The sequence below is a fragment of the Pediococcus cellicola genome (assembly GCF_001438655.1).
Taxonomy (GTDB): Bacteria; Bacillota; Bacilli; order Lactobacillales; family Lactobacillaceae; genus Pediococcus; species Pediococcus cellicola.
Window position 1 is genome coordinate 38,616 of record NZ_JQBR01000011.1, and the last position, 25,334, is coordinate 63,949.

General features: G+C 38.1%; 16 protein-coding genes and 1 riboswitch. Of the genes, 11 read left to right on the forward strand and 5 right to left on the reverse strand.

Annotated features, from left to right (window positions below; translation table 11 throughout):
* The first annotated feature begins 151 nt into the window (after nt 1-151).
* The 6 genes from IV80_RS08805 to IV80_RS08830 all read left to right on the forward strand — a co-directional run bounded on the left by IV80_RS08805 (nt 152) and on the right by IV80_RS08830 (nt 11,994).
* Entirely contained in the window at nt 152-1,894 is a 1,743-nt protein-coding gene (locus tag IV80_RS08805; protein WP_057752412.1) for a thiamine pyrophosphate-dependent enzyme, read from the forward strand.
* Nucleotides 1,895-2,044: 150 nt separating this feature from the next.
* Nucleotides 2,045-2,803: an exodeoxyribonuclease III gene (locus IV80_RS08810; protein ID WP_057752416.1), complete on the forward strand. Its 759-nt coding sequence runs from the start codon at nt 2,045-2,047 to the stop codon at nt 2,801-2,803.
* 21 nt (nt 2,804-2,824) lie between these two features.
* The gene (gene ligA, locus IV80_RS08815) at nt 2,825-4,855 is read left to right on the forward strand and encodes an NAD-dependent DNA ligase LigA (RefSeq protein WP_057752419.1); all 2,031 of its coding nucleotides are present in this window, start codon (nt 2,825-2,827) and stop codon (nt 4,853-4,855) included.
* 69 nt (nt 4,856-4,924) lie between these two features.
* Nucleotides 4,925-9,931, forward strand: a complete 5,007-nt coding sequence (locus tag IV80_RS08820; protein WP_057752423.1) for a bifunctional glycosyltransferase/CDP-glycerol:glycerophosphate glycerophosphotransferase — start codon at nt 4,925-4,927, stop codon at nt 9,929-9,931.
* 138 nt (nt 9,932-10,069) lie between these two features.
* On the forward strand, nt 10,070-10,885 hold the full coding sequence (locus IV80_RS08825; RefSeq protein WP_057752425.1) for an ABC transporter permease: 816 nt from the start codon (nt 10,070-10,072) through the stop codon (nt 10,883-10,885).
* A 20-nt stretch (nt 10,886-10,905) separates the two neighbouring features.
* The gene (locus IV80_RS08830) at nt 10,906-11,994 is read left to right on the forward strand and encodes an ABC transporter ATP-binding protein (protein WP_057752428.1); all 1,089 of its coding nucleotides are present in this window, start codon (nt 10,906-10,908) and stop codon (nt 11,992-11,994) included.
* Nucleotides 11,995-12,069: 75 nt separating this feature from the next.
* Here the strand turns inward: IV80_RS08830 and IV80_RS08835 are convergent, their stop codons facing one another.
* On the reverse strand, nt 12,070-14,925 hold the full coding sequence (locus tag IV80_RS08835; protein ID WP_057752431.1) for an LTA synthase family protein: 2,856 nt from the start codon (nt 14,923-14,925) through the stop codon (nt 12,070-12,072).
* A gap of 18 nt (nt 14,926-14,943) precedes the next feature.
* A complete protein-coding gene (locus IV80_RS08840; protein ID WP_057752434.1) occupies nt 14,944-16,449 on the reverse strand; it encodes a hypothetical protein in 1,506 nt (501 codons plus the stop codon).
* A gap of 233 nt (nt 16,450-16,682) precedes the next feature.
* On the opposite strand from IV80_RS08840, the gene IV80_RS08845 reads away from it, so the two are divergent.
* On the forward strand, nt 16,683-18,398 hold the full coding sequence (locus tag IV80_RS08845; protein WP_057752437.1) for a hypothetical protein: 1,716 nt from the start codon (nt 16,683-16,685) through the stop codon (nt 18,396-18,398).
* Between the two features lie 108 nt (nt 18,399-18,506).
* Here IV80_RS08845 and IV80_RS08850 read toward each other — a convergent pair whose 3' ends face one another.
* On the reverse strand, nt 18,507-19,247 hold the full coding sequence (locus IV80_RS08850) for a DUF4811 domain-containing protein (protein WP_057752438.1): 741 nt from the start codon (nt 19,245-19,247) through the stop codon (nt 18,507-18,509).
* Nucleotides 19,247-20,728 (reverse strand): MDR family MFS transporter, encoded by a 1,482-nt coding sequence (locus IV80_RS08855; protein WP_057752441.1) that lies wholly within the window; start codon nt 20,726-20,728, stop codon nt 19,247-19,249. Before IV80_RS08855 ends, IV80_RS08850 begins: the two co-directional genes overlap by 1 nt.
* A gap of 238 nt (nt 20,729-20,966) precedes the next feature.
* On the opposite strand from IV80_RS08855, the gene IV80_RS08860 reads away from it, so the two are divergent.
* The 3 genes from IV80_RS08860 to IV80_RS08870 all read left to right on the forward strand — a co-directional run bounded on the left by IV80_RS08860 (nt 20,967) and on the right by IV80_RS08870 (nt 22,867).
* A complete protein-coding gene (locus tag IV80_RS08860; protein WP_236699595.1) occupies nt 20,967-21,386 on the forward strand; it encodes a MerR family transcriptional regulator in 420 nt (139 codons plus the stop codon).
* Nucleotides 21,387-21,471: 85 nt separating this feature from the next.
* The gene (locus tag IV80_RS08865; RefSeq protein WP_057752447.1) at nt 21,472-21,966 is read left to right on the forward strand and encodes a hypothetical protein; all 495 of its coding nucleotides are present in this window, start codon (nt 21,472-21,474) and stop codon (nt 21,964-21,966) included.
* A gap of 64 nt (nt 21,967-22,030) precedes the next feature.
* A riboswitch (FMN riboswitch) is annotated at nt 22,031-22,155 on the forward strand.
* 115 nt (nt 22,156-22,270) lie between these two features.
* Nucleotides 22,271-22,867, forward strand: coding sequence for an ECF transporter S component (locus IV80_RS08870; RefSeq protein ID WP_057752450.1), 597 nt, complete (start codon nt 22,271-22,273; stop codon nt 22,865-22,867).
* 68 nt (nt 22,868-22,935) lie between these two features.
* On the opposite strand, the gene IV80_RS08875 is transcribed toward IV80_RS08870, so the two are convergent.
* Nucleotides 22,936-24,012 carry an aminopeptidase P family protein gene (locus tag IV80_RS08875; RefSeq protein WP_057752453.1) on the reverse strand — a complete coding sequence of 359 codons (1,077 nt, stop codon included), beginning with the start codon at nt 24,010-24,012 and terminating at the stop codon, nt 22,936-22,938.
* A 151-nt stretch (nt 24,013-24,163) separates the two neighbouring features.
* On the opposite strand from IV80_RS08875, the gene IV80_RS08880 reads away from it, so the two are divergent.
* Entirely contained in the window at nt 24,164-24,715 is a 552-nt protein-coding gene (locus tag IV80_RS08880) for a GNAT family N-acetyltransferase (protein WP_057752456.1), read from the forward strand.
* Nucleotides 24,716-25,334 lie beyond the last annotated feature (619 nt).

Genomic DNA, 25,334 nt, shown 5'->3' on the forward strand with positions numbered 1-25,334 from the left:
AGTTAAGACTATGAATAAATGGCTAAACGTAGCTCAAAATATATTCAAATATAAATCCTTGCTTCTTTACCTAATTGCTTGTACAATGTATTCAACTACTTACGAAAAGTAAGCAATACAACTTAAAAATTAATTCAAGGAGTATACAAACATGACAAAAATGAAAGCAGGACAAGCCTTAGCAAAAGTTTTAGAGAGCTGGCAAATTGACCATCTTTATGGCATTACCGCTGACTCCATCAATAACACCGTTGATGGCTTGTACCAAGAAAAAGACAAAATCAAATACATTCAAGTTCGTCACGAAGAAGTAGGGTCCCTTGCTGCTGCCGCTGACGCCAAACTTACCGGCAAAATTGGTGTGAGCTTTGGTTCAGCTGGCCCTGGTGCCACCCACCTGTTCAATGGGTTGTATGATGCCAAGATGGATCACACACCTGTCTTAGCCATTGTGGGGCAGTCCGCGACGGGCGTCATGAATACTTCCTTTTTCCAAGAAATGAACCAAGATCCCATGTTTGTAGATGTGGCTGTTTTCCATGAACAAGTGGTGAGTGCACAACAAATTCCTTACGTTGTGGATCAAGCGATTCGCGCCGCATACGCAAATCGAGGACCAGCTGTTGTGATCATTCCTGATGATTTGTCTGGTCAAGAAATTGATTTTACAGAATTCAAGACGGCACCAATCTATAAAGAACAAATGCACACTAAGTTTGATGAAGCTACGATTGATCGCGTTGTTAAAGCTATTCAAAACGCAAAGCATCCTATCATCTGGGCTGGTGACGGGCTGAAGGGTGCCAAAAAAGAACTTGTGGCAGTGTCTGAAAAATTCAGTTTGCCGGTTCTTTCCACAGTTCCTGCGACGGGCGTGATGCCAACCGATCATCCTAACTTTATGGGATCTCGTGGTCGTTTAGGTACGAAGCCAGGATTTGAAGTCTCTCAAATGGCTGATTTGGTACTTTCTGTCGGCACAAACTACCCGTTCCTACGTTTCTTACCAGAAGGCGTAAAGATTATTCAAGTGAACAATAATGCCGCTGACATTGGTAAACAACGGGACGTGGATCTAGCTATTTTAGGTGATGGTAAAGATTTCTTGAATGAGTTGTTACAACGAGATGTGACGATTGCGCCAACCAAGTTTTTGAAGGCGGCTCGTTTGGACAAGCAGAATTGGGATAAGTGGCTTGATAAGCTTGCAAGCGATGATTCGGAAGGCTTACCTGCAGAAGCGGTCATGAAGACCATTAAAGCGCACGCTACTGACAACACAATTTTTGCAGCGGATGTGGGTAATAATACTGAATGGGCTGTTCGTCAATTACCGTTCAATAAAGGCCAAAAATTCACGCTTTCGTCTTGGTTTGCCACAATGGGCTATGGGTTGCCAGCTGGTATGGCAGGTAAGTTAAGCTATCCAGATCGACAAGTAGTCAACGTTTCTGGTGATGGTGGCTTTGCAATGGTTATGCAAGATTTGTTGACCGAGGTTAAGTATCAATTACCAGTAGTCAATGTGGTGTTGGAAAACAAAGTGTTTGGGTTTATTCAACATGAAAAGATTGCGGCAAACCAGGCACCTTATGGCATTGATTTGCAAGGGGCAAATTGGGCTGGTATTGCAGAAAATATGGGTGCCATCGGACTGACAGTCACAGACCAAAAATCTTTAGATGATGCGTTCGATAAGATTGACGCGTTACAAAAGAGTGGAAATACCAAGCCGATCGTGGTGGACGCCAAGATTAAAAATGTAGATCCAATTGACACTTCATTTATTCCAATGGATCCTGAACAATTTGATCAAGCAACCATTGATAATTATAAGAAGACTTATAATGTGTTTGGACAACCCGCATTGTCTGAAATTTTGAAAGATATGTAAAAATAACGAATCTCTAGCCTGTGGAAAAATTTCCGCAGGTTTTTTTATGTCTTTGTTAAAGCTCAGGATATTCTTTTCAGAAGCTATGTTCAAAATGGTATAATTCTAAGCATAGACCGATATTCGAAGTAAAGAAGGTTGTAGATAAAAATGAAACTAATTTCTTGGAACGTAAATGGCATTAGAGCGGCGGTCACACATGACTTCATGCACACTTTTGAAGCCTTAGACGCCGATATCTTTTGTATTCAAGAAACCAAAATGCAAGAAGGACAACTCACGTTAGATTTGCCAGGGTATTATCAGTATTGGAATTATGCAGATCGGAAGGGTTATTCCGGGACGGCCATCTTTACAAAAAAAGAACCACTTAATGTGAAATATGGCATGGGCATTGACGCGCATGACCATGAAGGACGTCTAATTACATTAGAGTACCCAGACTTTTATATGGTGACGAGTTATACACCTAATTCTCAAGCCAAGTTAAAACGCCTTGACTATCGTATGACCTGGGATGACGATTTTAGAAACTATGTAGATCACTTGTCGGAAAATAAACCCGTTATTTTTTGTGGGGACCTCAACGTGGCCCATCAACCAATTGATTTAAAAAATGATAAAACCAATCATCACAATGCTGGCTTTACAGATGAAGAACGCGAAAAATTTACGGAGTTGCTTAACAGTGGCTTCACAGACACGTTCCGTTATTTTTATCCTGATAAAGCGGATGTCTATTCCTGGTGGAGTTATCGGTTCCATGCTCGAGACAACAATGCAGGGTGGCGGATTGACTACTTTGTGACATCTAATGACTTAAAAACGAAGTTGCAAGATGCTAAAATTCATAATGAAGTTTTTGGTTCAGATCATTGTCCAGTTGAACTAGATATTGATTTGGCATAGCGGAAATGGGGAGGAAGAAAAATGGCGTTACCAAAACCAATTGCAAAGTATTCTGAGCAAGAAGCTAGTGATGCGGCACAAGAATTACGTCAAACGCTAGATAGGTGGAGCTCTGATTACTACACAAAAGATAATCCCGAAGTTGAAGATGCCGTTTATGATGAAAAATATCGGGATTTGCAAGAGCTAGAAGCTGCATTTCCATCAATTGTGACGCCCGATTCTGTCACACAAAAAGTGGGCGGTGAAGTTTTAAGTGGTTTCACTAAAGTACGTCATGAGATTCCGATGCTATCTATGGGAGACGTGTTTTCTCGAGATGAACTCGTCGAGTTTGATAATCGGATTCAAAAAAACGTCGGACATCCAGTGGATTATAACGTTGAATTAAAAATTGATGGGCTTGCCATTTCATTGGTTTACGAAAATGGTAAGCTAGTCCGCGGTTCAACCCGTGGCGACGGAACAATTGGGGAAGATATCACCAAGAACCTGCAGACAATTGACTCAATTCCGCAAACTTTAACGAAACCTGTTTCAATTGAAGTGCGTGGGGAGTGTTATATGCCCAAGCAGGCTTTTGCAGATTTAAATCAACAACAAGAGGAACGTGGGGAAGCAGTATTTGCTAATCCTCGTAATGCGGCTGCGGGAAGTTTGCGCCAATTAGATACGCGCGTGACTAAAGCACGTAAATTGGATACGTTTATTTATACAATTGCGACCTTTGATGCCTTGCAAGTTACAACGCAGCACGAAGCCATTCATACTCTGGAAGAGCTGGGCTTTACGACTAATCCTACCCAACGAGTTTGCCATGATTTAGATGAAGTCTGGCAATACATTGATGACTATCAAGCTAAACGAGATCAATTGGCTTATGGCATTGACGGGATTGTATTAAAGGTCAATGATCTAGACTTGCAAGCACAACTAGGACATACTGTAAAAATACCGCGATGGGAAATTGCATATAAGTTCCCCCCCGAGGAGGCCTTGACAGTCGTTCGTAAAATTGAGTGGACGGTTGGGCGTACCGGTGTGGTGACACCCACTGCCATTATGGATCCTGTGCAGCTGGCAGGATCTACAGTAGCTCGGGCGACACTAAATAATGTTGACCAGATTGAAGCTAAGGGCGTCCGACTTGGTGACACAGTCAAATTACATAAGGCGGGCGATATTATACCTGAGATTACTGAAGTAGTCTTGGACAAACGCCCAGATGCCAGTGCGCCTTTGCAAATTCCAACAGTGTGCCCATCTTGTGGGCGTGAATTGGTGCATTTGAATGGTGAAGTTGCGCTTCGGTGTATTAATCCGGATTGTCCAGCCCAGATTGTGGCGCGCTTGGAGCATTTTGCTTCTCGGAACGCTATGAATATCAATGGTTTAGGCCCAAGGTTGTTACAAGTCTTTTTTGATCATAAATTGGTTCGTAGTTTTTCAGATTTGTATGCGCTGAATCCAGATGATTTGGCAGAGTTAGATAATTTTAAGGAAAAGCGAATCGCTGGATTGTTAGAGGCAATCAACAATAGTCGACAAAATTCGTTAGAGCGACTCGTTAACGGAATCGGCATTCCCGGAGTAGGGACTAAAATGGCGCGAATCCTTGCTGAACATTTCATCACGATGGATAAGTTGGCACATGCGAGTGAAGAAGAGCTGACAGAAATTGCCGCCGTCGGGGATATTTTGGCTGCTAATATTGTGACGTTTTTTCAAAGCGATGCGGCAAAGGACACGATTGAAGAGCTGATCGCGTCTGGTGTGAATATGAAATTTGAAGGTCAGACACCAGCCCAAGTTGAGGATAACTACTTTACTGATAAGACAGTGGTTTTAACCGGAAAGCTCGAGAATTATACACGTAACGAATTAAAGGAAAAGCTTGAAAATCTCGGTGCGAATGTGACGGGATCCGTCTCTAAGAAAACAGATTTGTTGATTGCGGGAACCGATGCCGGAAGCAAGTTGACGAAGGCAGAGAGCCTTAACATTGAAATCATGAGTGAAGCTGAAATGGAAACACACTTTGCCAATCAATAAGTAAAGTGATAAATTGATTGGGTTAAGATAATGTTGATTTTATAGGATTGTTTGAAAGGTTGTTTAAAAATGACGAAACCAATTTTACTTAGTGTTGTGGTTGCTTGTTATAATGTGGCTGACTACTTAGAAGAATGCCTTGATTCTTTAGCTAAGCAAACGTATAAAAAAATAGAAGTAATCTTGATTGATGATTGTTCCACGGATGGCGGTCGCACAGCTACATTGGTTGATTCTTATGGGAAAAAATATGCTAATTTTCACAGTTATCATAATGAACATAATCTGGGTCTAAGTGATACTCGAAACCGAGGCATAAACTTAGCAAATGGAGACTATATTGCCTTTGCTGACGGGGACGATATTATTCCAGAAGATGCTTATTTAAAATTAGTTAGTTCTGTCTCCCAAAAGCAAGCACAAGTGGTAACTGGGTTTGTCAGACGATTCGATAAGAACCGTGACAAGCCTTCATATTTACATAAATTTGCTATTTCGGACACAGTTTTAGGCACAACTTTAGAACGTAATCCAGAACTTGTTTATGATTCTACCAGTTGGAATAAAATTTATAATTTAGAAATGGTCAGACGTCATCAATTGCGTTTCCCAGCCAACATGCTTTATGAAGACATTCCATTTGTTATGCGGGCTTTTACGATTGCAAGTAAAGAGAGTAGCATTAACGTTTTGTCTGACGTCGTTTACCGATGGCGTTGGCGAGATGGAGATAGCAAATCCATTACCCAAGTTAAAAATGCGATGAAACCATATGGTGATCGGCTTAAGATCTTAAATATGGTTCGTCAAAACTTTATTCACGATAAAGTTAGTAACAAAATTTTGCAAACATTTTATGTGAAAGTGTTGACGATTGATATTCCACTTTTTATGGACGATATTGCCGACGCAGACGATGATTTTATTTTAGATTTTCAGCGAGCTACTTATCTTTTTTTACGAGATTGGGAATTACTTGATAGTAAGTTGTATGAGCGGCTTTCTATTAAAATGCAGTCACAATATAAGGCACTTTTAAGTGGTGATTTTGCTGAATTAAAAAAGTATTCATATTCAGGATATAAAGGCAATTTCACCAAGCGAATTATTCATCATTTTTTGGGGACATCTTCAAAAAACGTCATGAATAGCGTTGGCGTCACTAATCAGATCACTGCCGTTAAGGCTGTCAATTTGCCAACTAAATTAGGAAGGAAAAACCAAATCTTGATTGAAGGTTATCTTCAACCAAACACTTTTAAACTACACCGAATTTGGGGGACGTCTGCTAATCTAAATGAACAGTTAAGCGCACATTTGCTTAATATTGATAATCAGAAAAAATTTGCGGTCAAAGCTATTCGTGAGAGTGCTTTATTTAATGTCCGTTTACATGGTCAATTAGGGCCTTACGCACGTTATCAGGCTTCATTCGATTCAGATGAAGCACTTGAAGCATTAGGAGCCGGGACCTGGAAGTTGGAACTTGTCATTAAACATTCGGGACAGGTACTCACTTCATACGCCGGTCAACCAGTAGCAGGTAGTGCCCGGATGCACACGGTCTCCAATCCTAAACTGCAATTAAGTCTTATTCAAAAGTACAATAATCAATGGGAATTAACGTTTACCGCAAATAAAACCCTTGACGTGAAAACCACGCATGAAGTGAATGATGAAAATAGCTTGATAGATATAGCTACTGATAAAACGAGTCTGGAATTAACGTTTAAGGTTCGATCAGGCTTGAATCAGCCATTGTTACGTTTCAATAAGCAGCAGGTGGGATCTGTTGTAAAACATGAGAAACAAGAATTTGTATTTCGAATTAGTATGGACGACCTTGAAAAAATGAAAGGTTCAATGACCCAGCTTGAAGTGATTGACGCTGAAACTAACGTGGCCGAAAGTTATGCATTTAACCGTTCGAAAAAATTTGAAATATTTCATATGAGTGATGCGGATGTTTTTGTATCATATTTAGGTACTTATGGTATTTGGTTGATGAAAGAAGTCCCTATTTTGCCATTGAAGACTGCCAGTTGGGATGTAGCTGGTGAAAGTAGTGCTTTGGATTTGAAGGTGGCGCTACCCAGTGATTGGCCAGATACTGAGATTGAGGGATTAGGGTCTGTTGAGCTATTAGCAACTAATAAAAAAAATCGGTACCTTTCAATTGGTAAAGTTTCGGCTGATGGACGTGACTTACAGGCGAAAATTCCTCTCATTATGAATAAGCAATTAAAGGTTTTGTCGGGAAATTACCGTATTTACTTAGTGTTGCCTGGGAAGAAACAAATTAGAGTGAGAGTATTTGATCCCAATCATGTTGCGGTATCAATTGCCGAGCATGACAATCAATTCGGCGAGTTTACTTTAACCGAAAATAACGATGGTTTTGCTAATTTATCTGTAAAACAGCGAGTTTTCTGGTTGGACAAAACGAAATTACGTAGGGGAATTAGCTACTCAATTTTGTATCCTTTGATGCGCATGCTACCTTTGAATAAGAAAATGGTGGTTTTTGAAAGCTACTGGGGCGATTACTTTAATGGTAGTCCTAAAGCCATGTATGATTATTTGAGGACACATCATCCTGAATTGAAGTTTGTTTGGATTTTTACGAATGATCAAATTCAAACAGATGGTCAAACTAAAGTTGCCAAACGTTTAGGATTCAAGTACTGGTATTATTTGGCTCGCGCAAAGTATCTTGTGCAAAACACCAATTTTCCAAACCAATATTCAAAACGTGCGGGACAAATTGAAGTTGAAACGTTACACGGAACGTTTATGAAGACAATGGGATTTGATGAACCTCATTTTAAGAATGGTAGTGCCCGTATACAAAAAAACTTTGCGATACGTAATAATAGGTGGGACCTGCTAACGGTGCCTTCTCAATATATGGCAGATACTGCAACCAGAGCTTTTGACTACCAACATGAGGTAGTGAAGTCTGGTTTTCCACGCAATGATGCTTTGTATCAACATAATACTAAGGATTATATTCAGAATGTTAAACAACGACTCAAGATTCCGTTGGATAAAAAAGTTGTCCTTTATGCGCCAACCTTCAGGAATAATGATAGCGGGTCTTTCGATTTTGAATTAGATCTTGAAAAATTAAGAGCAAAATTAAGTGATCAGTATGTTGTCTTGGTACGATTACATTATTTTGTGGCACATTCAATGTCATTTTTGGACCAACATGGGTTTGTTTGGGATGTAAGTGACTACCCGGATATTGCCGATTTATACTTAATTAGTGATGTTATGATCACGGATTATTCTTCGGTGATGTTTGATTATGGCCATTTGAAACGACCAATGATCTTTTTTGCGTATGATAAAGACTGGTATTTAAATGGGGATAATCGTGGTGTTTACTTAAATTATGATCAAACGGTTCCTGGTCCAGTTGTTACAAGCACAGATCAGGTTATTGATTCATTAACGAACTTAGATCATTTACATCATAAGTATGCAGACAAGATTGAAGCATTTTACGATAAGTTCTGTACTTATGGTCGTGATGGGAATGCAAGTGAAGTTATTTCAGAGCGCATGTTATCACTTGCGCCTGCAGAACAGTTATCTGTTGTGCGACACCTCTTCTGGAAAAAAGTATTGAGAGCTGTTCATCTAAAAGATTTTCAATCTAAACTTTTAAACTTTTTAAGTCGCCACTTGTGGAAACGAAATATTATTATTCTGGAAAGCTTTTTTGGCACACAGTATTCAGATAGTCCCAAAGCAATCTATCTTTATTTGAAACGAAAGCATCCAGAATATAAGTTGTACTGGAATGTTAATCGCCGTCATGTCGCCTATTTTAAAGAACATCATATTCCTTATATTGTTCGTTTTGGCTATAGGGGCATTTTTAAGCAGGCACAGGCCAAGTATTGGTTTACGAATACGAGAAGACCATTTAGATGGCAAAAGCCACAAGGTGTTAAGTTAATTCAAACGTGGCACGGGACGCCACTGAAAACAATTGGAACGGATGTCCAAACGGTTACGATGCCAGGTGTGACACAAAGAAAATATCACCAACAGGTCATTAGAGATTCGGCCCGTTGGGATTACCTAATTGCACCCAATCAGTATTCATATGATATTATGCAAAGAGCTTTTCGGAAGCCTTATGCACAAATGATTAGTAGTGGTTATCCACGAAATGATATTTTGCATGTCCCAGATTCCGCACAAATAGCGTCAATCAAAGCAAATCTAAATATCGATGGCAACGCCAAAGTGGTTTTGTATGCACCAACATGGCGTGATAATGATTACGTTCGCGCGGACGAGTATCGTGCAGATCTGCATTTAAACCTTGAGATGATGCTAGATCAGTTGCAACCAGATACGGTTATTTTGATCAGAACACATTATCTTATTGCCAACCAACTTGACCTCTCTAAATACGGAAGTCGCGTTGTGAATGTTAGTGATTATGAAGATATTATGGAGCTGTACTTGATCGCCAACGTTTTGATTACGGATTATTCCTCCGTAATGTTTGATTTTGCTAATTTACAGCGTCCAATGTTATTCTTTGCTTATGATTTGGATGAGTATGCTGATGATATCCGTGGCTTTTATGTGGACTATCAACAAACGGTACCAGGTCCGATCGTTAAAACCAATGAAGAAGTGGTGTCCACTTTAAACGATATGTTAGACAATCCCAAAAAGTATGTCCAAACAGCTAAATATCAAGATTTTCAAGCAAAATTTACCAGCTGGGAAGATGGGAACTCTACTGAAAGACTGGTAGAGTATGTACTCAAAAATAAGCAGTATGGAATTTCACAACAAAAATTGGCGGCTGACCAAGTTAAAATTAAAGATGGCTCACAGCTGTGGTCTGGCATTCCAAACACGCCTTCAGCGAAATTTATCAAAAACTTAAACATAAGCGAAGACGAAAAATTCCAGCAGCTCTCAGTGGCAAGATTACAAGATCCAATCCGTAAGCAAGATGTCGGACAAGCGTTTGTTGAAATTAAGAACATGGCAATTTCAAAGCAAACCTTCTGGGTCCGTCAAACAGATATCAAAGTAAAATAAGGTCTACTATGAACTAGTCAAACTTTTCAGTGAGTTGGCTAGTTCTTATTAGGAAACGTAGGCTTTATTGACGTGTTGAATTTAAACGTCTATACTATCAAAATATGAATAAATGTCTAAATATAAGGGGTTAGAGAAATGCATACAATGTTTCAGATAATCTCTGAACAATTTTCCAACTACAAAATTATTCGGAGAATGGCAAAGTTCGACGATAAGGCAACTTATCAGAGCCATTATTTGGGTTTGGCATGGGAGTTTCTAAATCCATTAATCCAAATTGGAATTTACTATTTAGTTTTTGGTGTTGCACTGCGTCGTGGTGATCCAATGCCAGGTGTCCCATACTTACCATGGATGGTAATTGGGATTACACCTTGGCTTTATATGAGTAAGACTGTTTTGGATGCTTCAAAAAGTGTGTATCAACAAGTAAATTTAGCATCCAAGATGAAATTTCCAGTGAGCATTTTACCTTCCATCAAAATTGTTGGAAATTTAGCAAGCTTTTGGACGATGTTAGCTTTCTCAATTTTTCTAATGCTGGTTAACCATATGTATCCAACCATTTCTTGGATTCAATTTATCTACTATTTTATTTGTATGATAGTTCTGTTATATGCGTTAGGAATTTTTAATTCTACGGTCACTGTCTTAGTTCGAGATTGGCAAATCACACTACAATCTATTTTGCGAATGTTATTCTATATGAGTGGTGTCCTTTTTAACTTTGCGACTTCAAATTTTCCAGTTGTCTTAATTCGGATTCTGGAATTAAATCCTTTTTATTACGTCATCAATGGTATGCGAGAATCAATGTTAAGTAAGGGATGGGTATGGCAAGAACCAAATCTTACGATCACTATCGTGTTTTGGATGTTTGTCTTTATTGTTATGACGGTAGGGACGTTCTTGCACAACAAATTCCGTGCTAACTTTGTTGATTTGATTTAGTGAATGGAGAATTAAAGGTTATGTCTGAAGATTATAAGATCAAAGTAGAAAATGTAACTAAAGAGTATGATCTATATCGCAGTAAGAGTGAAAAATTAACGAGCTTTTTTAACTTAACGCGGCATGACTCAGTGCCTCACTTTTGGTCCTTAAAGGGCATTAGTTTTGAAGTTAAGCAAGGAGAGGCACTGGGACTGATTGGTGTAAATGGTTCTGGTAAATCAACAATTTCCAATATTATTTCGGGAATTATTCCACAAACTACTGGTTTTGTTGATGTACGTGGTGATACTTCAATTGTTGCTATCAGTGCTGGTTTAAAGTGGAGCTTAACTGGATTAGAAAATATTAGACTAAAAGGCCTCATGCAAGGTCTGACATTTGATGAAATTGCGGCGGTTCGTGACGATATTATTGACTTTGCGGATATTGGCGATTTCATTGACCAACCAGTAAAAGACTATTCTTCTGGTATGCGTTCTCGTTTAGGCTTTGCGATTGCTGTTCATATTAATCCTGATATTTTAATCATTGATGAGGCGTTGTCTGTGGGTGACGATACTTTCTATCAAAAATGTTTGGACAAGATTCAACAGTTTAAAAAAGAAGGAAAGACAATTATCTTTGTCAGTCATTCACTTAAACAAGTCGAAATGCTTTGTGACCGTGTGGCCTGGATTCATTTTGGTGATTTGCGTCAGATTGGGGATACAAAAGAAGTTGTCAGTGCTTACCGTAAGTTTTCATCTGATTTCAAGAAGAAAACTGCTAAAGAACGTGACGAGTATCAAAAAGGCAAAAAGCAAATTCAATTGAATTTCGATGTTAATGCTTATGAAAAAGAAGTTGCACAGCAAAAGGCCAACGATATGTCCTTAACAGATCGTGAGGCAAAGCGTCAAACCCATAAATTGTTTTATGGTGAAGTCTTACCAAGTAAAATGACTACGACAAGTAAGTGGTTGATTTTAGCGGCTGTGATCGTGATGATTTTCTTTGCAATGGTAACGATCTCTGGTCATTCAATTACAAAAAGTATCAGTGATCCTTCTTCGTTAGTTCATCCCGTTTATCCTAAATCACAGAGTGACAAACAACATTTTAAATAAGTAATATATACAAAAATAAACACCTAACTGATATTTTTTCAGTTAGGTGTTTATTTTTGTATATAAAAGCTTTTATTAAGGTAGGGTTACAAACTTCTTGTGCTTTAAAGCATATTGCTTACCGGCCGTAATATCATATTGAATCATCTTGTAGTCAGACAAAGTTTTCTTGGCGCGTTTAGAGAGCTTATTTTTTGAAATATATTGGCCGTTGGCGCCCATGAATTTGTTTCTTTCAGCTGCAGGAACATCCTTCTGTACCTCTGTTAGGAGAGCGTAATAAGGCGAAACTTTTTCGTTAAGTTGTTCGAGTAACATCGGTGTGAACATATTAGGCGAGACCACTTTTGTGTTGGACACACCATGAGTTTTAAAATTACTATAGATAAAATAATCTGTTTGGTGTAATTTTGCATCAGCACTTGCCGTATTCTTGCCACTAACGGCTGACCCACTGTAGATACCAGGTAAATGGTCACCATAGGAAACAATTGTAACATGTTGTTTCATTTTGCTGATTTTTGCAATGAAATTTTTGAGTGCTTGATCGGAATAATGGATTCCTTGAGTATAAGACTCAATTTGATTAATGCTATTTTGTGAAAGATTTGCAGAGACTGTGTAATTATTTTGTGCATAGGTTCCCTTTGTGTAAGGCATGTGGTTTTGCATAGTTGATAACTGGATAAATTGTCCGCCTTTAACGCTTTGAATTTGTTTTAAAGTTTGATTGTACGCTGACTGGTCTGAAACGTAGCGTGATTTGTCAATTTTCTTCGTATATTGAATGTTATGGTGATCTAAGGTATAAAAGGTTTGAAACCCAAACTTTTTGAATACTTTTGCGCGATCATAAGTGGAACTTTCATATGGATGAATCGCATTTTTGTGTGCGAACAAGTCGGTTACGACAGGTAAATGATTAACTCGTGGGACAAGAAATACATATGGCGTCACGAGGGATGGATCAAAATTATTCATAGAAAGACCAGTAAGAGCCTCGAATTCAATATTTGCGGTACCACCGCCATATCCAGGAGAGTACATAAGTCCTGAAGTATTTTGTTTCATGATCTCATCTGTATAAGGGATGGGATTAGAGGAAAGACGCACGCTTGGAACACGATCAGGATTGGCAAAACTTTCACTTAAAATATAAATAACAGTTTGCTTGTTTAGATCATTATGATGACGAGTGCGGTTGATTTGATCTGCAAGTCGTTGATACTTTTTAGTCACGCGTTTAACCGTTGCTTGTGAATAATGACTGGGCTTATCCATTGTTTTGACAATCTCAGTACTGGTAAAAATTAAAGCTGGTCCGTAAGCTTGTGCATTATGTCCAAGATTTTCCGGATGAGCTGTGTAACCAGCAATAGTCAGCATCTGTGCAATTGGGTTCTTCTGATCCGGCTTTTTGTTTAACCAAACACTCAGGTTCATTTGATTTTCAACAATAGCAAACTGCCATAAAATAGTGGCGGATATTCCGATGATCACAATCCTTGGGACAAGTTTAAATATTCTTCCTTTTAAAAGTTTCTTCTGTAGGTAAAACGCCAATATAAGCACTGCCACAATGGCAACAGCTAATAAGATAACCGTACGGACATTGACCATTTGGACAATGTCTGGCAATGATTTGACCATGGCCATATCAGGGTAGATGACCGGTTCATTACGATATTGTATTTTTTGAGCATTGGCAAATGAAAAGGCCACGATAAAGCAAGAAAAAAGTACCGTACTAATCCAAAAGCGGTTCACAATACCAGCTAATATTAAATACCAGAGAGCGATAATTAATAAATTTAAAAAGGCCAAGTATATACGTCCGTCTTGCTGCTTAACCATGGCGTCGAAACCAAGACTTTGAAACTCTGAAAAATTATAAAGAATGTAGACTGATAAAATAGAACTTATTGATAATGGTAGAGCGCCCAAGATGGATCGCTGTTTCAGATGAAGCTTTTGGACCATCATACCAACGGCATTGCCATAGCCAAGTAATAAAATGGCTACAACGAAAAAAATGACGAAACAGAGTAATGAACCGATTTTTCCTGGAACATAGTAGGCTTGGAAAAAATTCTTGGCTAGTGTTAAGAGCAGTTGATTATTTAAAATGAGCAAGATGGGAAAAAGGCCAACCAAAACGTATGATAAATGCGGTGACGATTCTGTCATATGTGGCGATTGCTGAGACTCAAATTTACTGAGCACTAATAAAAGAAAAAACGGTGCTAAGTTGCTGACAATGTTCAAACGGTAAGGAATATTGGTGAAAAGACCAATACCTACCGTTATCACGAATAAAGTAATACCACCCTCAAAAAATAGATTGTTTTGAAATGGATTTTGATCCACAGTGGCAATCAAAAAAGAAAAAGCTAACCAAAGTAAAGCAACTAGGGTAGGATGATGAATTAGCCAGATTGACAGTATAATCAATACGCCACTAATAGTGTATAAAAACATACCTGCATGTAATTTGATGAACTCGGGAAGTAAAAACTTTACCAGAGGTAATGCTAAAATAGTAATTACTAGTCCAGTAATCCATATATTGTGTGGCGAAAAAAACGGGACAATACTTTCTACAAAGTTTTTTGGGGAGATTGTTCGAACGTCTAAAGCAAATGATAGCAGCATTGCTGGAATAAAGATGCTTAGGATCTCTAGATATAACGTTAAGACGGCTTTCCATGTAAACATCGTGTGACGTTTTTGAAAAAGAATACAGAATGCTAATCCAGTAAAGATTGGATAACGTAAAGCAGCTAAAGTTTGCCATCCAGTTAAAACATTGTTATGAGTGAAGAGCATGGACCGTTTTGTTAAAACGACACTTGCAATGACTGTTAAAAAAGCAAAAACGATTAATAAAAAGTGAAGATAATGAAAATTATAAAATTTAGATTTAAATGACATGGTAAGGGCTCCCCTTTATTAATGAATGCCGTAAACAGCATAATAATAGTTATGAAATGCCAATCTGTAGTGATACTTGATGAGATTTTTTAGATTAGTTTCGTATTTTCTGTCAGAAGAATGAGCCAAAAAAGTGTTTTTTACAACAATATATTTAGGCTTGTTTTTTATTAATTTAGCATCAAATTCAGCACGTAGTTTCGGGAATTTGTCTAAATTTACTGAAGGTAATGTAAAGAAACGTGAATTAGAGCTACGCTTAGCAATATTGTAGATGTTTGCATCTGCTTGATGTATATAAATAGGGTCTGAAGGTCGCGTGTGACGTTTAATGAAAGATGCGACACTACTGGTATTTTTTGAATATAAGGTAGGCGTTTGTTCCTTTTGAATGAGATCAGTGGTTGTTTTTAATGCTGGAAAAGCAACAATTATGAAGGTTCCCAGGATTAAAAGGACTAAACTAATTTCCTTATAGTGCCAGTATTTTTGTATAAGAGCTATCAGAAGTGCAATAGAAAAAATAATAAACGGAATTTCGGTTGCGAGATAGTGCGGATAATTACGCTGTGAAAGTAAAATAGATAATAAATTTAGCCATCCAAACATACACATCATGTACAAAAAATATTTTTTTCCGAATGTTTTGAAATTTATTTTTTTAAACAAAATCATAGCCGGTAAAAAAAACAGTGTGATTAAAAGCCCGTTTTGTCCCAATATATAAGCAAAAAAAGAAGTAACATCCTGAAACTTGATACCAGGAGTATGTTGGACATATAGATAGTTGAAAATGATGGACTGATAGATCATCTGGTAGAGCGAATTTGTTTTTAGACAGTAAATTAGAATGGGAAGTATCACGACCAGGGCGCCAATAAAAATCCCGATAATACTTTTACCTAATAATTTAAGATTACGTCTATACAAAGTGTAAATTAAAATGCTTATACAGCCAATGACCCAAATAATAACCATATTGGCGCGAAGAAAGAAAACACAGGTGCCACTAATTCCTAAAATGATCAGATTAAAAAGATGATAATCCTCTTTTATATAAAATAAAGCTAAATAAAAGATTGCAATGCTGATGAAAGGTAACGCATACTCCTCAGAATAATTACCACCATGCAAAAGTACTGTGTAGAGTACTGAAACCAGAGCTGTTGAAAGAGTGGCATATGTACGTGATAAAAAAAATCGATTGGTTAGGTATGAGAATAAAAAAGTGATAAAAATTGAGAATATTTCAATTGGCCACAAAAAACGTATGCCATGAAAAGAAAGTCGTCCTAAGGCATTAATGAAAAACAATAAAGGACCCTTGTGGTCAAACATGTCCACATAAGGTATTTTTCCGTGTGTCATTAATCGTCCAAAATACTGAAACATTGAAGAATCGTGGAGTGCATTACCAATGTAAAACGGATTGGATCGGAAGCTCCAAGCAATTAAAATACTGAGTACGAGTAAAAATAAAATTGGAATGCTATCAAAGTAACTGTAGCGCAATTTATTATTCATAAATATATCCTTCCTAACAAGATGACTCAAATACCTTAATTATACCGCATGTTTTTTTTTATTTAATGGCATTTTTATGTGGATTTACGAGCAAATTAGGAAAGAAAAAATAAAAATAATTGAATCGAAAATTTTAGAATTAAATGTATTTTTAGCTTTTTAAAGCTATAATAAACTTAGACTTATGTATTTAAAACTTTTGAATACTATAAAATTTGGAGGAGTGAATTTTTATGTTACATAAATGTAAAGGGGTAGTGACAGTTCTGTCTTTGTTGGCATTAATAGGTCCTACTATGACTAATCAGCAAGACGTAAAAGCGTCAACAGGGTATCGACGTACAAAAACCACTGCAGTAAGTCATAAGGATTATTATTCAATGAACACAAAAGCAGCTACATATTCGGCTAATGGATCAACCACTCATTTTAAGTTTAAGTTAAATCATTATCTAAAGAATTATAAGAATACAACGTGGACAAGAACTAGTAAAACCTATATTACTAAACACGGAAAGAGATACTTGTACTACTATGTACATAATGCTAAAAGTGGCGTTGCTGGCTGGGTATGGCACGGTTATTTAAAAGCCGGTAAAAATTATCAACTTACGAGTATCAAAAACGTTTCTGGGACGTATGTTAAAAATAGAAGTGGTAAAATCTATCCATTTCAAAGTGGCTATAATCCCATCAGTTTTAGTGGTGGCAGATTCTTAAGTTCGACAGCATCATACAAAAAAAGCAAACAAGCTTATATCTACAAAAAAGGTATTAAGTATTTGTATTACTATGTAACTGGTTCTAATGGGACAAAGGGTTGGATATGGCACAGCTATCTCAAAACGGCACCAGTGGGTACTACCCACGCTGCTGGCACGAATAGTTATGGACCAGTTTATGCAACTACTGGGGATGTTTTAGATAATTATAAAACGGCTAACTTTTCGTTAGTGACACCAAAACCTGGTTATACAACAGCTATTGCACATGGTAGTTATCAAAAAGTTCCCGCGTATGCAGCTAACGTCTTTCAGACGACTGCAGACACATTGAATGCGGATAAGCATTACGGTACTGAAAATTATAATTTCAAAACCGCAATGTTTCTTCCGGTCACGTACAATAAGTCGGGTGACTTAGGTAATCCGCAGAGTGCTGCATTTAACAAGGATGATACGGAATTGTATGTCGCATATAACGCTAGTGGTTCAGAGGGTAGTGATTCACAGCAAGGATATTTTGTAAAATATGATTGGAAAAAATTAATGCAACAATATAATGAGCCTATGAGCGCCATTCGTCATGCAACATGGGCACATTCTAATCATTCAGAAAATGCAACTGATCAGGCAGTTTTACGTTATATCCACGTTGGCACAACGACCATAACGGGACATATTCAGGGACTTGCATTAAACCCTAAGACAAATGAGTTATGGTATGTGGATAAAACAAAAGCTGGTGCCTCAGAAGCACAACGTTTAGATCCAAGTTCTCTAAAACCTAATGCAACGGTTGATTTTAGTTTAAAGTCTACTGTACCAATGAGTAGTAATTTAACTTTTGATAATAATGGTACAGCATATATGTGGACAAGAACGGTTAATCCGTGGGCAACGGCACCTAAAAATTCCGTCAAAATATACAAAGGTACCTTAAGTACAAACCGTGTGCATTTTAGTCTTGTCATGCAAGGACTTAGCACGGCACCTGGAATTGAACCACAGGGAATTGCTTATAACAATGGTAATGGACGCTTATATTTTGTTTCTGATGAGAGTATTGCCTCGGTGCCGGTCAAGGATCTTGGCAAATTGAAGGCGTCCGAAATCAATGAAATTACCTTCAATGGTAACCGTGAATTTGAAGGTTTAGTATTTGCTCATAGTACTAATCAAGAGTATTTATTGACTAATAAAGGTGCTGAAATGATGGCGGCCCACTGATATAAGTAATATTATGGACGTGTTATTAGTTAAGAAAATTTGTCAAAAAAAGTCTTAGTTACATGTACAAAATAAAAAACGCCAAATCTGGCGTTTTTTATTTAGCTATTATTTAATTTCGGCTACCATTTTGGCCATTGCCTGTTTTTGATAAGCAGCAGTGGCCTTTTTAGTAGCTTCTGCGGTCAGTGCCTTTCGTTTAGCAGCTGACATAGTAGGGTCTTTTCTCATAGCTGCTGTAAGTGTCTTTTTCACCGCAGCAGTTACGTAGACTTGAGCCTCTTTTTTCATTTTAGCTGTATTTTGTTTAGCTAGGTGTTGTAGTTTCTTGGCTTGCACAGAGCTTAAAGTCAGCCAATCATTGTTAATCTCAAACGTATTTTTATGTTGGATTAATTTATGATTATTCCCTGCAATACCAAACCACAACTTATACGCGTCATTTTTATAAACCCAACGTGTGGTCTTAGTCACGATACGTGGAGATTGTGTAGTGACTTTGACTTTATTCGTTGTGTGGGTAGGATCAGGATTGGTGGTTGTTGGCTTCTTTTGCGTCGCTTGTGTTTTATAAATATAGACCCGATTCTTGCTAGAAGTGCCCACATTTTGATAAAGCAACATTTTAAGTTGCTTAGATGGTGAGACCGAAATCAAGTCCGCAGTTTGAGTTGTGGTGATTTTTTTCATACCAAAATGGTCACGATCGTTTAACACAATCAAACTTAGGGATAGCGCAAACAGGATGGCAATGATCAGACTAGTGAGATTGCGCAAAAGCGGTTTGGAAATGCTGACCATACTGATAAACAGCGCGATGGCTAAAATAACAGCAACAAAAATAATCATTAATCTTCACCTCCGTCAATCGTGACTTCTGGCTTGATTGAACGTGGGCTACGTTTGCTGACGAAAAACGCTACAACTAAGCCGATCAAACAAAAACCAATGGCAGCTGTAAAGGCAGCGTGGTAACCACTCAGAGTTGCGTTCATGTAACTGTTCTTATAAGTTAATGGCGCTGATTTTAACAAGCTCTTACTTGGTGACTGGCTGTTCGTGACGTTGGTCAGAATACTAATCAAAATAGCAGTACCAACTGATGAAGCTACCTGACGTAAAGTGTTATTGACCGCAGTCCCACTACTCATTAGATGAAGTGGCAAGGCGTTCATTCCTGAAGTGGTCACGGGCATCATGGTCATTGAAATACCGGCCATACGAATGCCATACAAGACCACGATGTAAATAACTGGTGTGGTTCGTGTGATAAATGCAAATGGAATAGTACCTGCTGTCAATAGAAACATTCCCGTGATAGCTAAGCGTCGCGCACCAATACGGTCGAAAATGCGACCAGTAATTGGACTCATGACACCCATCATCAAAGCACCCGCTAGCAGTGTTAATCCAGACTCCAGGGCAGAATCACCACGGACAATTTGTAAGTACAAGGGAAGTACCATTTCAACGCCGACCATTGCCATATTTGATACAGAACTTAATAAAGCTGAAATTGAAAATTCAGGATTTTTAAGTACACGCAACTCCAAGAAGGGCTTATCAAGTGTGAGTTGGCGCCAACCAAAGAGCACAATAAAGATAACGCCAATGATTAGCCCCCAAATGACGATACTGCTATCCCAGCCTTTCGTACCGACTTCAGAAAATCCATAAAGTAAGGATCCGAAACCGATAGTCGAAAGTGCCGCTGATAGCCAGTCCAAACTGGATTTTTTAGTTGGCAAGACACTTCGCATTAACCAAAAACCGGCAATAATGACGATGGCTGCAATAGGAATTAACATTCCAAATAGGACACGCCATTGGTAAGTATCAATGACCCATCCAGAAAGCGTAGGGCCGATGGCAGGTGCGACCCCAATGACAAGTCCGGCTAACCCCATGGCACTGCCACGACGATTAGCAGGAAAGATTGAAAGCATTAAGGTTTGTAGTAGTGGCATGGTAATACCAACGCCTAGTGCTTGGACCAATCGGCCGATAAGTAAAATTTCAAAACTAGGTGACACATAACAGATGATAGTTCCAATTAAGAAAATTGACATGGCGGACTCGTAGAGAATTTTTGAATTCACACGAGACGTTAGCCAGGCACTAATTGGAATCATGATGCCGTTAACTAACATAAATCCGGTCGTTAACCATTGAACGGTTGAGGTGTTGACGTCAAAGCTTTTCATTAAAGTCGGGTAGGCGGTTGAAAGAATCGTTTGATTCAGGACCGTACAAAATGAACCCACTAAGAGCAAGATGACCAACAAAGAACGGTTATATGGTTTGCCGTTTGTATCAATTGCTTTTCCCAAGATGAGGCTTCCTTTCCAAAAAAATGTTCGAGAACTAATATAGGCTTCAATTTTTGAATTGTCAATTAGTTTGACACATATGTAAATAAATATATAATTAATGTTAGCTATTATGACGATTTTGTGTCCTACTTTAACAAATTGATTATGCTTTGATAAAATATATGAATAGAAACTGAAAAAGAATGGAATGAAAATAAATATGAATAGTGATTTTATTCAACGAGTAAAGACTATTATGAAAACACATGATTTTCTTTTGGGAATTGGCGATATTGCCAGTGCTACCAGAGTATCACAGCGTCAGCTTAGATATTGGGAGAAAAAAGGATACATACATCCTGCAAAAACTTCTGAAGAACGGCGACATCGTAAATACTCATATCGTACTTTGATGAAAGTTGCGATGATTCAATCCTATGTGGATTCTGGATATACGCTCAGTGTAGCGGTGAAAAAAGCTTCTCAACATGAAGAGATGTCCAATGCACTCAAACATTTAGTTGGGGATCGGCTACGCGATTTTAATATTCTTGATGATGGCTATGAATTAGATTTTGGCGCGGTTAAAGGTATTTCTGAGGACAAAAGTTTGGTGGCAGTCATGCGAGATGGCCAGCCAACCGAGCTGGTCTTACGGAGCAACGTTGAATCCTAGCGACTTTTTGGGATTTTATGGGCTCGCTGTTGCGACATAATGATACACTTATAAGTGTTAAATATATCGTAAGGGGAGCTATAGTATGCAAAGAAAATCGAAATGGGTATCTCGGCTAGTTTGTGGCTTAGCTGTGGGGTTAATGATACTAAGTGTGGGTGATTCTGCACTGGCTGCGACGTATACACAAAAAAGCAATGCACTTTCGTCCTACAATGCCAGCAAATTTAAGTATGTGAACAACAGTAATTATTATTTAACAGGTAATTTCACCACTAAGAAGCAATATTCGTCTGCTCCTGGTTACAAGGCATCGACTTTTCAAACTAAACCGGATTCAGTTAACTACAAAAGAGGAAACAAAAAGGTTAATTTTAAATCAAATTATTTTTTTCCAGTAACAAGTGTGATTTCCGTTCCTGTTTCCAGATTAGGTAAATTAAGAAAGTCGGATGTCCAAGCCACACAATTCAGTGCGAAACGAGAATTTGAAGGTATGCAGTTTACTAGTGATGGGTACTCTTACCTATTGGCTAATAAGGGTGCTGAGATTTTGAAAGGAAAAACAAAATCCTTTTAAGACAAATTGCTAGTGATTTGCTCAAGAATAGTGTAATATTAATTTTGCAAAAAAATTAAATAAGGTTCGTCTTCAGGGGCAGGGTGAAATTCCCGACCGGTGGTTATACAGTCCACGACCCATCCGCGTGATGGTTGAATCGGTGAAATGCCGATACCGATAGTTAAAGTCTAGATAAAGAAGATTGGGTTATTTAGCTTACTAAAAATTCGATTGGTCTTTTATACTCTGAAATAGTATAAAAGACCTTTTTTATAAGCCAATTAGTCCACCTGGGATGAGTCCTTCGAGGAGGATGTCTCACATGGGTAACAAAAAGGTTACACGTTTAGTGGTCATTGCAATGATGGCTGCCATTTCATATGTTTTATTATTGTTTAGTTTTCCAGTTTTACCAGGATTTTCTTTTTTGAAAATCGATTTTGCTAATGTACCGATTCTTATTACCATGTTAGCGTATGGGCCAGGTGCAGGCCTTGCTACGACAGCAATTGCTGGGTTACTAGATGTGGTTACAAAAGAAAGTAGTTTAGTGGGAATTATAGGAATTGTTGCGAACTTCCTTGCGACAATGTGCTTTGCATTGCCAATCTACTACGCCGTCAAGAATCACATCACGGAAAAAATGGGGCATCAAATTCGGTATGTGATTCGGGGAATTGTGATTGGCACAATTTTAATGGCCATTTTCATGAGCTTAGCTAATTTGTTTGTGCTCCTACCACTGTATTTCAAATTAGTTAGTTTTCAAATTAATCTGTCGACACTAAAAATGGTTTTGTATGGTGTGCTACCCTTTAATTTGATAAAAGGGGTCATTGTTGGCCTAGTCACCGGCATTATCTATGGCCGAATGATACCATGGCTTAGGGGCCGATTTTCACCAGTAAAACATTCTTAAAAAATAACTGCGTATCAACGTTTATTTGAAATAAACGTGATGCGCAGTTTTTAAGTTAGTAGGATTAATTAGTCTAATGTGATCAAATCACGAGTAATGTTAGAAAGTCGTGTACAGCCCTCACGTGTGACTAAAACATCATCTTCAATGCGGACGCCACCTAAATCAGCGACATAAATACCAGGTTCGACAGTTAAAATTTCGTCTTTGTCCACCTTAAAATTCGGCATAGCACCGTAACTTTGTGGATATTCGTGAATATCGAGGCCGATACCATGACCAATGCCATGATTAAATTCTTTTCCATAACCTTGTTCAGTGATGAAATCACGGCCAACTTTATCTAGAGTAGTACCCAAGATTCCTGGTTCAATAGCGTCCATTACCTTTTGTTGAGCCTCTTTCACAATCCCGTAGATCTGTTTGAGTTTGGAATTTGGTTCGCCTAATGCGATGGTGCGTGTAATATCAGAAGTGTACCCATCTACATAGTAACCGAAGTCAATCGTGACCATTTCGCCTTTATTCAAAAGTTTAGTGGTAGCATCCCCATGAGGCATGGCAGCTCGAGGACCGCTGGCCACAATCGTATCAAAGGAGGCACCAGAAGCTCCATGATCTTTCATCCAGATATCTAGTTTGTTGACAACTTGAATTTCAGTCATTCCCGGATGAATTTGGGTAAGAAGATATTTGAAACCTTGTGATGAGAGTGCAATTGCTTTTTTTGTGGCCTCAATTTCTTCTGGTCCTTTTTCCGCGCGTAATTTATCAATAACTTGTGAAGTCGCTGTTAGCGTGACATTGGGCAACTTGGTAAGTTGAAAATAATCTGAATAGACAATGACGTCTTCAAATCCCAGATTATGAATATGTTGATTGGTTACGACACTAGTAATGATTTTCATATAATCACGTGTGATCGCAAGATCAATATTTTTTTCGAGTCGTTCATGAAGATCCTCTTCATAACGGGCATCTGTAATCAAAGTAACGTTGTTGGTGGTAACCAGTAAACGTCCGTCGCCTTCAAGACCATCAAAGCCTGTTAAGTAGAGAAGATTAAATCGATTTTCAATTAGTAGTGCGTCTATTTTTAAAGTATTTAATTTATTTTGTAATGTGTGGATACGTTGGATGTACATAAGAACTGCCTCGTTTTCTAAAGTGTCATAGATTTAGTTTAACCCAATTTTAATGAAAAACAACCTAAATTAGTGAAATGGCAAAAAAATCAAATTGACTTTTAATGTTTTGAGGGTTATATTTATTGGCAATTTATTGAGGGGTTTAAGAATGACAATTGAAGAAAAATTATTGCTTAATAATCATTTGGAAACTCAGCGACTATATTTACGACCGATCACGGTAGCAGATGCTGAAGCTATGTATGAGTATGCGAGTGATCCTGAAACTGTAAAATATATTTACGCACGCCATAAGAGTCTTGATGACACTAAAGTACAAATACTAAATTATTTTGTCAAGGATCCTCAAGGTAAGTGGGGATTAGAATTAAAAAGCACACATAAAATGATTGGAACTATTGATTTCCGTTTAGATGAAAAAGACTTGAAAGCCGAAATTGGGTATGCAATTGGGTGTCATTACTGGGGAAATGGATTTGCTCCGGAAGCGGCAAGGCGACTCCTAAAAATGGGATTTGAAGTTTTAGGGCTGAAAAGAATTGAAGCCTTACATTGTTCGGAGAATTTGAAGTCGGGACGAGTGATGCAGAAAATTGGTATGCAAAAAGAGGGCCTTTTGAAAAATAATACCCAACTTAAAGGCCGGACGGTGGACGATATTTTGTACGCAATTACAGATGATCAGTGGCAAAAACAGTAACCTTTTTTTGTGAGCATCTTAGTTGTAACCGGTTACAGGACGTGATATTATAATGGTGAGGAAGGGATATAGATCCCAACCGAAAAGTTCTTCTCAGAGTTGAAGCTAACTGGTTAAATTTGAACCAATCCAGTAAACGAAAATTAAAAACATCATCTACAGACGTGATGTCGAAAAAGAGTCTGGGATTGAGGCAGAAATAGTCGGTTAGCGAGGAACCACTTAGTTGTTGGAGGCAGTTCAACATTAGGCAAACAAATTTAAAGTTAGTAAACGATCGGGATGTTCGCTAAAGCTCGAGAAAGTGTGGAATCAGCAGCAGATGCTTGAATCGCACCAGTAGATAGAAAAATGAAAAATTCGAGTGGGCTAGAGCAAAGATCGATGAAGCAAAATTAGTAAGAATAGCAGATGTTGGAAATGAGATGTCGGCGAGGTCTTACGCAAAAGAAAAGTTAGTTGTGAAGGTGTAAGGTTATTTCAAAAAATGCAAGTTCAATAGGTTGGGGTACTTCCTCATAAGGGGATCCAAGAAATGAGAAGATCTTGGGTCTCTATTTTTGTGTCCAGTGAGCGGAACAAAACGGATAAGTAAAAAGAGATAAGGGTGACGGAAGCG